Below are 12,235 nucleotides of genomic sequence, written 5' to 3'. Positions count from 1 at the left end.
AATACAGGGAACCAGTGAACCCCATACCTTAAAGCAGGAGGAGATCAGAGGTAGAGGATTGAGAAGTCGCGGGCAACAATAGTGTTCGAGAAGAATCTCAATGCATCCCTCAATACTTCTTCATCACTATGCCTCGCACTTATATGTGTCAACACAAGGGATAAGGCCCCGGCTTCGATGGCTGTCAGGGCTGCATCCTTGGATGTTGAATGATACTCCTCACGTGCCTCACTACTCATCTCACTCGTAAACGTTGACTCATGAATCAATACATCCACCCCTCTGCAGTTCTCAACAATGGTATTACAGGGCATAGTGTCCCCAGTGTAGCATAGTGATTTCCTGCCTATTCCAACACGGAACCCATATGCTTCCACACCGTGTTGAACCGGGTATGCTTCCACGTTGATCTTCTCATCACGATAGACCTCGCCGCTGGTTATCACGGCTAGCTCAAGGGGGAAGACCGGTCTCATCAACTTCTTCTCGACTACAACCCTAATATGCTCCTCTACCTCTCTTGGGACAACTAGTTTAAGAGCTTCTTTCCTACCCATTAAACCCATTGTCTGGAGGAGTCCGAAGAGCCCGAGATAGTGGTCTCCATGGGGGTGGGTTACGAAGACAGCTTTCACCTTGATGGGGCTTAAACCAGTTTTAAGCATCCTTGACTGGCATCCCTCGCCTACGTCTAGTAGGTATATGTTTGAATCCACCCTTAGGGCTATGCAGGGGAGTCCCCTGGTAACCGGTATTGCTGCCCCGGTACCCAGGAAGAATACTTTAGTGCTCATTCTTCCTCACCACGTAGATCACTCTTGTAAGCCCTCCATGAACGTATTGATAATACCTTGATACCTCGGTGAAGCCGCTGCGGCATAGTAGCTCGCCCACCACTTCCTCAAGTTCCACTGGAGTCATAAAACTCATGTAGCTATTATTCTTTAGTATACTCCATGCTTTATCAATGAACATGCTGTATAACTCAAGGTAGCTACGGCCATGCATGCTGGCTCCTCTTCCATAGGGGGGATCGGTTGCTATAGCGTCGACGCTGGTTAAATCCAGGGTTGTGGAGTCGCCTAGAATAGGTATGGCATTTGTATTATAGAATCTAAGGTTCTCCTCCATTCCATGAACAAGCTTCCAGTCCACTTCAACACCGATCCCCCTGATATTCATGGACCAAGCCTCCAGTAATATACTGCCCGTGCCGGCGAAGGGGTCGAATAACACCATCCCCTCCCTGATCCTCGTAAGGTTCACCAGTAGCCTCGACACATCAGGTGTTAACGCTATGCTTCTCTTATACGGCCTATGCCTTCCACTCCTATAGTACATGCCTTTAGAGTCCTGTTCAACAGTCTTCAACCCTATGAAGACTAATCCATCGCTGAACAATAACCTGAGATTAGATCTCCCAGTGTTCACTATTCTTACGCCATGTTTCTCCCCGAGGTATGAGATATACTTCTCGGCTACAGTGTTGCTGACACTGTTTTTCAGTATTGATGCATGTACCTCACCATCGCCGAGCAAGTGTTTCTCCAGGATCACTAGTGGATCATAGGGGTTGTCAACTGCTAAGAGTAGCCCACCCTCCTTTATGTAGCCGGCCCTCCTCACTATCCTCCCAGCTACATCCCTGCATCTATGTCTAACTATACAGAGCATCGTGTAGCATGTTATAGCGGCGTCTCTACACTCGTATGCCTCGAGTAATGCTTTAAGCTCTCCCCGTCCAAGGGCCTCGTTGTCTCCTCTTAGCAGGAAGTAGTTAATTAATGCCTCCATGACCGTGGACCACGGTTACCCTAGGCCTGGATTAACTCTCTCACCACGCTGGCTATCCTCGACGATATATCAACATACTCTACTAACGGGTGCTCCAGCCTTGCGCCAAGCGTGTTGGCTAATATTACCCTCTGGACACCTGCATCCATAATCCTCGATAACGCATTGCCGATCATTAATCCATGGGATGCAGCGACAAATATTCTTCTAGCTCCCTGCTTCAAGAGGATCCTTGATGCCTCGGCGATCGTTCCACCCGTGCTTATTATGTCATCAACTATCACGACATCCCTTCCCTCAACGCTCACCTCTCTAGGAGCATAGCTCACAACCCCGGTCACCCTGTCCCTTGATTTAACCAGGTAATCGTAGTCTAAGCCGATGCTTTCAGCAGCAAACCTGGCTCTCTCCAAGGCACCTTTATCAGGGGCGAGGATGACCGGCTTATCCAGCTTATCCATCACTGCTTTAACAAGGAGGTCTGAGACAAGGATGTTTACAAGGTACGGCTTGAAATCGCTTAGCAGGCTATTGCTATGGAAGTCCACAACTACGAGTCTGCTATAACCGGCTGATTTAAGGATCCTTAACACTGTCGAGGCCGATACAGGCTCCCCCGGCATAAATACCTTGTCCTGCCTTGAGTAGGCCAGGTATGGTATTACCCCGATGAACTCTCTTGCCTGGTTCCTTGCTAGGGCGTCGGCTAGGATTAATAGTTTCAGAAGGGATTGATCCTGCATAGGGTACATGGTTGAAATAACGAGGATCGTGGAATTCCTTATCTTATCCGGCTCATCAAGCCTCACGTATTGCTCTCCATCGGGGAACACTTTCTCCGTGATACCGATTACTTCGGCATTGACTCCCCTAGCTATATTGAATCCATCAGGGTAGTTACCGGTTACAACAGCCTTAACCAATACGAGTCACCAGTATATTATAATACGGGTCTAAACAATTTTATTTAAGAGGATGAGAAGCTTGAAGTTCTCCCCCGACCTACCATGGGTTAGGGAAGCAGATTTCTGGGAGCCCCTTGGAGACGGGAGGGTACGCTGTAACCTATGCCATAGGAGATGCATCATAGTGCCGGGAGCCTATGGGGCATGCGGTGTTAGATATAATCATGAAGGCAGGCTCTACACGCTGGTGTATGGGTTGCTTACAGCTGCTAACCCAGACCCCATAGAGAAGAAGCCCTTAATGCACTTCAACCCCGGTGCATGCGCGTTCTCTATTTCAACAGTTGGATGCAACTTCTACTGTAGATTCTGCCAGAACTGGGTGCTCAGCCAGTCAAGGAGGGATGGTGCCTTCGGGAAGCCGTATGAACCCCGAGAAGTGGTTGAAGAGGCCTTAGGTAACGGTTGTGATGGAATAAGCTACACATATAATGAGCCGACGATATTCTACGAGTTCATGTATGATGTCGCCAGGCTTGCCAGGGAGAAGGGCTTGTTCAACACGATGGTTACAAATGGCTATATGACGCCTGAGGCCATTAGGAAGCTCGGTAAACTCATGGATGCAGTAACAGTAGACTTCAAGGCCTCCGGTAATAAGGAGTTCTATAGGAGGTACATGGGTGTACCGGATCCCTCACCAATATATGAGAGCCTCATCGAGATGAAGAGACAGGGCTGGTGGATCGAAGTGACGAGCCTCATTGTTCCAGGTGTCGGCGATAGAATAGAGGATACGGTGGGCCTCGCTAAATGGATTGCCGAGAACCTCGGGGAGGAGACGCCGTTCCACCTCCTGAGATTCCACCCAGACTACCTGATGCAGGATATCCCTCCAACACCTGTTAAGACGCTGGAGAGGCATGCCGAAGCGGCTAGAGAGGCGGGATTGAAGCATGTTTATATAGGTAATGTATGGGGGCATTCCTTAGAGAATACCTATTGTCCTAGATGCGGCTCCCTTGTTGTGGAGAGAAACGGCTTCTATATTGTTGAATGGAGGCTCATGGAGGATTTTAAATGCCCTAAATGCGGTTATAGATTGAACTTTGCAGGAAGATTCCACGGTAATAAGGGATACATGTACTGGTGACCCTGGATGCCGTACTTCGTGGTGGTGTTGGGGACCGCTGGAAGCGGTAAGACCTCGTTAACCAGCGCATTATACACATATCTAACATCACACCAGCTCGATGCAGCAATAATAAACCTCGACCCAGCTGTCGAGGAAGTCCCATATGACCCGGATATAGATGTAAGGGACTACGTGGATGCCCGTGAAGTCATGAGGAAAACGGGTTTAGGTCCCAACGGCGCGTTGATAGCATCTATAGATATGCTGATATCCAATATACAGGAGCTCCAGGACCTCGTGGATAGCTTGAAGGCGAATTACATATTGATTGATACCCCTGGCCAGATGGAGCTCTTCGCCTTCAGGGACACCGGCTCAATCGTGTTGAGATCCTTGATCGGTAATGCAAAAGCTGTCTCATTATACCTCATGGACTCTGTGCATATGACCCGGAGCTCCAATATATTCTCATCGCTACTCTTAGCGGCATCGACGTATGTGAGACTGGGATACCCCCAGGTAAACGTGTTGACGAAGACTGATCTACTTGGAGAAGGAGTGTTAGAGGAGCTTTTAAACATGTTTGAAGACCCTGAGACGCTGGCTTCCATGATAGTTAATGATAGGGAGGCCAGTATAATATGGGGTGAGGCAGAGATCTCCCAGCTCCTCGAGAAACTACTGGTATTCGATATAGTACCGGTCTCCAACACTGCAGGCGAGGGATTCGATTCTCTTTACGCAGCGATACAGAGGGTTCTAGCTGGGGGCGAAGACTATTTAACAGAAGAGCCCAATCCGGTGTTGTAATGCTCCCGGCTCCTAGAGCACTCCAGTCTCAAGTACTCCAGTATGCTGGCTAGTTCCGTGTATGATTTAACCCTATAGAACCTTGCATCAGCCTTGATCGAGGCCTCTTCATCGTACACAGTGTCCCCGATAAAAACTATCTCGCCGTACTTGGCCTTTAAATAATTCAACTGCTCAACCCTGTCAATAGAGTAGTCACGTGTCACGTACTCACTAATATAGTTTGCCAGGTCCAGCTTCTCCAGCAACGGTTCAAGGGTCCTCTTGCTTCTATGGGTGGCTATCACTACTTTGAATCCATCCTCCACCATCTTTCTTACTTCACTGATATTGGTGCTCACTGAGCTGGGGTCAAGGAGCCTTATGGAGTTTAACTCCTCCTCCTCAATCATTTCCCATGCCCGCTTCTTCTTCTCCCCGGGTATATCTAGCCTGGAGAGCGATAGTCCAAGCGGCCTTAATTCGTGGTTCACACCTAGTTCTTCCCTTATTCTCCTCCTGAGTTTATCGAAGTCTACTAGGTTTGGTATCAGTGTTCCATCTACATCTATGACTATTGTCTCGATACAGCTCATCCCTAAACTACCTTTACCTTAACTGGGTGCTGTGATGCAACATATATTTCCTCACCATCCCTCATGTACCCTATTAGCATGCCATCAGTATTGTACGCATAGAATATCCTGCCATCCCTGCTTACACCAATGAATCCGAGTGCATCCTGTCCAACGGTTTTCTCAGTATAATACATTATCTTTCCGAGTGCCTCCTCGAGATCCATGCCACCTGAGACCTCAATGTCTAGCCTCAGACACGGCATCACCCTTATAATGTATTCACCGATCCCTGTAGCACTGCAGGCTGTACTGCTCGACGCGTAGAACCCAGCCCCAGGTATTGGCGTGTCTCCTACTCTGCCGGGGAGCTTCAATATAACTCCCCCGGTACTCGTTGCCGCTGCTAAGACTCCTTTTTCATCCAGTGCCACAGCCCCCACTGTATCGTAGACGTTTACAAGTTCCTTGAGCATAGTGTAATATGAGTTATCATGCCTATACACGAATTCACGTATCTTCATATAGTACTCCTGCTTCAAGTCTCCACCCAGTAGCTTCCTAGCTGCCTGAACATATCTCTCAACAACGTGTGGAGGCGGCGGTGGCAATGGAGGCAAACCCTTTAACACTGCTAATTCATCGGCACTCCCGCCAGCCAGTAGTACATGGGGTGTCTCCTCCGCGACTATTCTAGCCAGCAGGATCGGGTTACGCGTAGCCTTCACAGCTGCAACAGCGCCGAGGAGACCTGTTGAAGTCATTAAACCGGCATCAAGGCTTCTCCCGCCGAGTAGATCAAGGGTAGAGCCGTAGCCAGCGTTAAGGATTCCTGAGTCCTCCATGCATCTCACGGCCTCGACTACTGTGTTGAGGGCGTTATTAGATTCCCCGAGTATCCGCCAAGCACGCCTGGTACACTCCTCGACAACCTTCTCGGCTTTAACTCTAATAGATTCATCCCTCCAGCTTCCAGCTCCACCATGGAGAATAAGGGCCTTAACCACGTCTTTCACCATCATGGTATAGATTACTACATACAGTTTAAAACTCTAAGGCAGCTATGAATGAACCCCAGTATTCCCATATATGGGAACCCTTAAATATAGTATTTAACTAGCTTCCAGATAAAGATAGATACCAGGTTCGTGGTGAGAGTGAATGGACAGTGTAACCATGGGGGGCGACGTCAGCGACGAGTTATCCCAGGTCGTCTCCTCGATCACATTTAAAAAGGAAAACCCCTTCATCCATGTATTGCCGGGTATATTTATTGCTCCAGCAGTGTTAATCATATTATGCAACATCAATACAGTGCTAGGCACACAGGGCATCCCTGCAACGCTGGCACCGTCTACGGTATTTATTCTCGCATACCTTATTTCCTCAGCGCTCTCATCATACTATCTACTATACTCTATCAAGAAACACCTCTATGAAAGCAGTGTTGTAACATACTACTTCACTCGTGGAAGAGACTTCAACGGGGCCCTACTATACATACGCAACGCTGTCACATCCTCAACTCTTCCATCACCCAGTACAGGCATCCTCCTAGTGCTTCTCACAGGTGCTTATCCAGTTATACTAGTACTCGCTAGGAAGGCTGTTAGAAGACATGTGGCAGAGGAGGAGAAGGTGTTATTGGGCCGTAATTACTCAGGGGACTACTCGATAGCCGGTATTGCTTTAGATCTAGCATTAACCGTGGCCACGCTCGGCCTCTACGCATCATATTTATCATACAGGGTCATCGAGGAGTTCAATAATCATATTACACGTGTACACGGCACCCACCCGAATCCACCTGGCCCACTGCAACAGGAGGTAACTGAGGGAGAGAGGGATTCGCTGACTCCACGTGTTATTGGGGCCGTGTTATTTATACTGGGGCTTACATGGGGTCTCGCCTACATGGGTGTACCATACAGCTTTGTCTCTAATCTATCACTAGGCCTAGCATGGTTCGCGTTGAACCACATACTGAGGGATAAAAGCTATCCATTCATACTCGCGGTGAACATAACGCTAACCTATATACTGCTTATAGCAGGGATGGCGACTGGTATAGCCGGCTACCCTGTTTACAGCGGGTTATTTAAAGGTGTGTCAGAAGGTGTGAGGAATATTACTTCATCCATGCCGCTATACAGCTTAATAATGATGATTTTCCTCAATAATCTCTCTATATCGATCCCATCAATCATTCCAATGGGCTCGCTGGCCCTAGCATCGGGGGTGAGTAATGCCGGGATAATAATCGGTTTAACGATTTACGGTTCCCCGCTAGACACCGCTTTAAGAACGCTCTCCATCCTACTATACCCCTACGCAATCACCGAGTTACTCGCGTACTCTATACTAGCATCCTCCGTTGCAAGGCTGGAAACCGGTAGAAAGTATCTTGCAATAGTTTTAACAGGTATACTACTATTACTGCTGGCAGCGGTCCTAGAGGCAATCACCATAATACAAGTACGTGGGTCTAACTACTAGTAGAAGCCGCCTCTAGAACGAGGTGTATTCAGGTGTCAACTATATAGGATTGCCCAGCGGAAGCGTTTACAACCGAAAGCCTCGCCCTTCAGGGCAGGGAGGAAGTCAGTGGGTAACTATCGAGGATTGTAGCTTCAAGAGTTCCTCCGGGGGCTTAATAGCCAGCGCTAATGCCCCGTATAATCCTACATCGTCTCCAAGCGTTGTTGGCTGTATTAGGGGCGGGGTTGTCACGATGTTTCTTTCTGCTTCCCTCCTTACGGGTTCAAGCAGTATATCAATATTGTTGATGAATACTCCTCCGCCTATGATGACTATCTCTGGATCATATGAGTTTATCGCTGAAGCTAGTCCAGCTCCCGTTGCCTTAACAAACTGCTTCACCACCTCTAGGGCGAGGGGATCGTTGCTCCTGTAGAGTGTAAATATATCTATACTTGTCACCTGCTCCCCCATTGAGATTCTCTCGGCGAGGGGGCTGCCTGAGGCTAGCCCTGGGTTCCTCTCAAGCAGCCACCTCGCTACTCTTGGTAGGTTTCTTCCACCAGCGTAGGCCTCCCAGTGCCCGTAGCCACCGCAACCGCACTTGAGTTCCGAGTTGTAGTCAACCACGATGTGGCCTATTTCATGCGCGTTTCCCTGCTTGCCTAGTAAGAGATGATTATTCACTATTACGCCGCCTCCTACACCAGTGCTCAGCGTCACGTAGAGCAGGTTCTCGAAGCTTCTTCCAGAGCCAAAGTGCTTCTCTCCCCAAGCAGCGGCCACGGCATCATTTACAACGTATACTCTCTTACCGAGCATTCTTTCCAGGGGTTCTAGTAGCTTTACTTCATTGAATAATAGATTAGGCGGCTTAACAATGACTCCTCTCCTTAAATCCAGTGGACCTATTGATGCCACTCCAACAGCTTCTACACTGTCTAGTATACCACCCCATTTCTCCCTAGCTTTCGCAACTATTGACTCAGCTATCGTTGTATTATCACCGGTTTTAGGTGTGGGAAAAACTGTTTTATCAAGTATCCTGTCCCGGCTGCACAGGGCTATCCTGGTTTTAGTTGCACCCAGGTCTACCGCTAGATACCTGGCCATTCCTACCATCTATCCCTCTTGTTTCACCTGGATTTTTCTAAAGAGTATCGGTGCATCAGTGATGGTGTATCTCTCAGTTTTCCCTGGCTCCATGTTCACTGGGTTCTCTATTTCAAACCCGAATGCGGAGGCTAGTTTCGAAGATGCCAGTGGCGTGAATGGGTGAAGCAGTATTGTTGCAGCCTTAATCAGCTCCAGTAACGTATACAGCTCCTTGCTTGGATTAGACTTTTCCCAGGGCTTGGTTTCATTGATATATTGGTTAGCGTATCTAGCTATGTTCATCACGTGCTCCAGGGCCTTAGAGACCTCATAGCTCCTCATGGCGTCGAGGTATGCCCCGATGCCATTGCTAATTACATCGACTGCATTCCCATCAATACTCCTCTTATATACCTTGCCACCCATCTTTTTTAACGCTAGCGATCCAACTCTCCTAACCAGGTTTCCAAATGTGTCAGCGAGCTCCGTGTTATAGATGCTGTCAAGTAACTCGAAGGAGACCTCGCTGTCCTTATCCATGTTAAATATCCTTGAGAGCAGGTATCTCACGCCGTCGCTACCATTATATCTCTCCACTAGTTCCTCTATAGATATCACATTACCGGCGCTCTTACCTATCTTTAAGCCCTTGTTGATTAAATATGAGTGAACTATTACCCTCCTCGGGGGAGGCATATCTAGTGCTTTCAGCATGGAGAACCATACGGCTGTATGGAACCATAGTATGTCCTTGCCTATTATATGATGCGCGTTGCTCCAGTAGAGCGTGTTCTTCTCCTTATCATCAGGATACCCTATCCCGCTTAGGTAGTTCATTAAAGCATCGAACCATACGTAGATAACGTATTTGTCATCGAATGGAACCGGGATACCCCACCACACCCTTTCAACAGGCCTAGCAACCGAGACATCCCTTAGTCCCTCATTCCTTATCTTGGAGGCTACTTCCCTAGCGTACTGGGATGGATACACTATATCCCGGTTCTCAAGTACATCCAGTAAGTAATCCTTGAACTCCGATAACTTGAAGTAATACGTCTCCTCCTCCAGGTACTCCAAGGGTTTGTTATGGATTGGACAGTAGGGCTTACCCTCAACCTCCGTGTATTCGCCCGGTGAATAATACTTCTCACAGTCCACACAGTACATCCCACTATACTTTGCCTTATATATCAAGCCCTTCCCGTATACGTAGTTAAATGCTTCCTTAACGGCTTTCTCATGGTAGGGGTCAGTTGTCCTTATAAAATAGTCGTATGAGATGTTCAATGTTCTCCAGTACTCCCTGTACAGGTTAGCCATTTCATCAACATATTCCTTAGGGTGTTTTCCAGTCCTCTCCGCAACCCTCTGGATCTTTAATCCATGTTCATCATTACCGGTTAGGAAAAAGACATTGCTACCGGTCAACCTGTGGAATCTTGCAAGTACGTCAGCGAACACTGTTGTATACGCGTGCCCTATATGTGGTGGTGCATTAGGGTAATATATCGGTGTAGTCACATAAAACACACTCATGTTAGACCGCCACTGAATTCCTATTCATTGAGAGTTGATTAATGTTATCTCACTTTTTAATTATTTCCTCAAGTCTGCCGACATACCTGTTCACTTGCCTCCTCACGTATCCAATGAAGTACTTGAGAAGGAGCTTTAATGGAGCATGATATGGTTCACTGAAGTAGAACTTATTCATTATGTCCTCCGCCCAGTAAATAGTGTGGTTATACATTGCGAGCAATGCATCGATATGCTCACGTTTCAAGTGGTCGCGTAGAAACCATGTATTATGCTTTAATGCACCCATGGGCACGAAGAACATTGGAACTATTATACTCCTATATGGTTTAAGCCTCTCAATCAACTCAATGGTTTTCACAACGTCATCGGGTGTTTCACCGGGGATACCGAGGATTACCGTGGCAGCCGGGATAATCTTGTTTTCATGCATGATCCTGAAGGCGTCCTCCACTACATTAGGCCACTCCTCGACAGGATAGGGGCTTGACTTAGCTCTCATTATCTCATATGCCAGTTTAACGCTTCCGGTCTCAATGCCTACCTCCACCCCGAGGAACCTACGGTGCTTATTCAACACTAGTTCATTCATTAATTTAGAGATGAGCTTGTGGTTTTCCTCAGCGTACTTGACTGCTGCAAGGCTTACATGGGACCATGCAAGGCTCCTCTTCTCACCTATCCTCTCTAATACCTCGCGGTGGAGCCTTAATATTGGATCGGGTCTAGGTTTCACCCCGTCCGCATGATATAGTAGTACATCCTCGCTATGCAGGATGACGCCTTTCAACCCGCTCCTTATATTCACATCGATCTCGGAAAGTATCTTCTCGAGGGGAATAAACCTCAGTGGTCTCAGTGTAACACTGCAGAATCTACACCCCCTGGGACAACCACGCATTATCTCAACTAATCCATTAACACTAGCACCCTTTATAACAGGGATCTCGTTGACCCCGGGTACGTCGCCTGCTCCCACGTACACGTAGCGTGGCAACGGCTCATTCCTCAACGCCTTCTCAACGAGCTCTACTATAACCTTCTCACCCTCTCCATCAACAATCGTGTCTACCCCCCATTTATCCATTAGTTCCAGCTCGTAGAGCCACTGCCATGCAGCCGGTCCACCCACTATTATCTTTACCCCTTTCTCCTTCGCCTTCCTCACAACGGGGCTATTCATGAACTTGATAAAGCTCCTCCTATTAATCGGCTCCATCCCTGTTATACTCCACCATTCGCTGCTTGGAGGACCATATGCGAAGTAATCGTGGTGGCTCAGCATCAGTATCTTCATCGAGTCCAAGTGTTTGCCTATGTAGTCTGGGTCGATTATAGCGGCATTGAAGCCTGCATCCCTCAGCACAGCCTCTATCTTCCTCATTCCATAAGGAGCCTCCCTGGGTCTCCCCGCATCATCCACCTTGACCTTTGGTGCTGCCAGCATCATCCACAGGGATTCCGGCATAGCTATCGGGGGTCCTGTAGCTATGAATCCCAGGAACTCCTTGCCGTGATGATTACTCATCATTGTTCGATCGGATGTGAGAACTATCTCGTACCCCATTTTACACGACCTCGAATAATACTTTACCATCTAGCCTTCTCGATAGCTCCTCCAGGTTATCGCGCGTGGTTAAAACAAGGATGCTATCGTTGCAGACGTGTTTCTCTAGTAGCTCCAGGGCCTTGCCTCTTGATTCAAGCTCGTATATAATTAATGAGTAGACATGGTTATTCAATATACTATCTCTTATTAATTCGAGTGGTCTAGTGTGAGCCTCCTTGTGGAGTATTAGGGTTATCCTTCTATCCCTATTTTTCACGGCATATCTGAGAACAAGGTTCTTTAACTCCTCCACGTTACCGTCGACTGAGTCAACTAGCACGGTTAGTGATTCACCACATTCACTTATCAATGAAGC

At 47.9% G+C, this 12,235-nt stretch carries 12 protein-coding genes; 3 read left to right on the top strand and 9 right to left on the bottom strand.

Annotation, left to right across the window (positions count from 1 at the left end; genetic code table 11):
• Positions 1-44: 44 nt before the first annotated feature.
• Genes QXV08_RS00775 through prs form a run of 3 tightly spaced genes read right to left on the bottom strand, consistent with a single transcriptional unit; the run spans position 45 to position 2,717 of the window.
• On the bottom strand, positions 45-794 hold the full coding sequence (locus QXV08_RS00775) for a ribonuclease Z (protein ID WP_342785769.1): 750 nt from the start codon (positions 792-794) through the stop codon (positions 45-47).
• Positions 784-1,794 (bottom strand): RsmD family RNA methyltransferase, encoded by a 1,011-nt coding sequence (locus QXV08_RS00770; protein ID WP_342785767.1) that lies wholly within the window; start codon positions 1,792-1,794, stop codon positions 784-786. Before QXV08_RS00770 ends, QXV08_RS00775 begins: the two co-directional genes overlap by 11 nt.
• A 20-nt stretch (positions 1,795-1,814) precedes the next feature.
• Positions 1,815-2,717, bottom strand: coding sequence for a ribose-phosphate diphosphokinase (prs, locus tag QXV08_RS00765; protein WP_342785766.1), 903 nt, complete (start codon positions 2,715-2,717; stop codon positions 1,815-1,817).
• A 52-nt stretch (positions 2,718-2,769) separates the two neighbouring features.
• On the opposite strand from prs, the gene amrS reads away from it, so the two are divergent.
• Both amrS and QXV08_RS00755 read left to right on the top strand, forming a co-directional pair.
• Complete coding sequence (amrS, locus tag QXV08_RS00760) at positions 2,770-3,852, top strand: AmmeMemoRadiSam system radical SAM enzyme (RefSeq protein ID WP_342785764.1); 1,083 nt, start codon at positions 2,770-2,772, stop codon at positions 3,850-3,852.
• A gap of 6 nt (positions 3,853-3,858) precedes the next feature.
• Positions 3,859-4,644, top strand: a complete 786-nt coding sequence (locus QXV08_RS00755; protein WP_342785762.1) for an ATP/GTP-binding protein — start codon at positions 3,859-3,861, stop codon at positions 4,642-4,644.
• Here the strand turns inward: QXV08_RS00755 and QXV08_RS00750 are convergent.
• Both QXV08_RS00750 and QXV08_RS00745 read right to left on the bottom strand, forming a co-directional pair.
• Complete coding sequence (locus QXV08_RS00750) at positions 4,611-5,219, bottom strand: HAD family hydrolase (RefSeq protein WP_342785760.1); 609 nt, start codon at positions 5,217-5,219, stop codon at positions 4,611-4,613. The two genes, QXV08_RS00755 and QXV08_RS00750, sit on opposite strands and share 34 nt — an antisense overlap.
• 2 nt (positions 5,220-5,221) lie before the next feature.
• The gene (locus QXV08_RS00745) at positions 5,222-6,220 is read right to left on the bottom strand and encodes an isoaspartyl peptidase/L-asparaginase (RefSeq protein WP_342788078.1); all 999 of its coding nucleotides are present in this window, start codon (positions 6,218-6,220) and stop codon (positions 5,222-5,224) included.
• Between the two features lie 139 nt (positions 6,221-6,359).
• Between QXV08_RS00745 and QXV08_RS00740 the strand changes: the two genes are divergently transcribed.
• A complete protein-coding gene (locus QXV08_RS00740; protein WP_342785756.1) occupies positions 6,360-7,694 on the top strand; it encodes a hypothetical protein in 1,335 nt (444 codons plus the stop codon).
• 105 nt (positions 7,695-7,799) lie between these two features.
• Here the strand turns inward: QXV08_RS00740 and QXV08_RS00735 are convergent, their stop codons facing one another.
• The 4 genes from QXV08_RS00735 to QXV08_RS00720 all read right to left on the bottom strand — a co-directional run.
• On the bottom strand, positions 7,800-8,798 hold the full coding sequence (locus QXV08_RS00735) for an ROK family protein (protein WP_404990993.1): 999 nt from the start codon (positions 8,796-8,798) through the stop codon (positions 7,800-7,802).
• A complete protein-coding gene (gene metG / locus QXV08_RS00730) occupies positions 8,799-10,310 on the bottom strand; it encodes a methionine--tRNA ligase (RefSeq protein ID WP_342785752.1) in 1,512 nt (503 codons plus the stop codon).
• A 49-nt stretch (positions 10,311-10,359) separates the two neighbouring features.
• Positions 10,360-11,877, bottom strand: coding sequence for a radical SAM protein (locus tag QXV08_RS00725; RefSeq protein WP_342785750.1), 1,518 nt, complete (start codon positions 11,875-11,877; stop codon positions 10,360-10,362).
• Between the two features lies 1 nt (position 11,878).
• Positions 11,879-12,235, bottom strand: a 357-nt coding sequence (locus QXV08_RS00720) for a hypothetical protein (protein ID WP_342821369.1), incomplete at its 5' end; no start/stop codon positions are given.

The sequence above is a fragment of the Desulfurococcus sp. genome (genome assembly GCF_038881575.1).
Lineage (GTDB): Archaea > Thermoproteota > Thermoprotei_A > Sulfolobales > Desulfurococcaceae > Desulfurococcus.
Note: the sequence above shows the minus strand (reverse complement) of the source record. Positions and strands in the feature narration are given on the sequence as shown.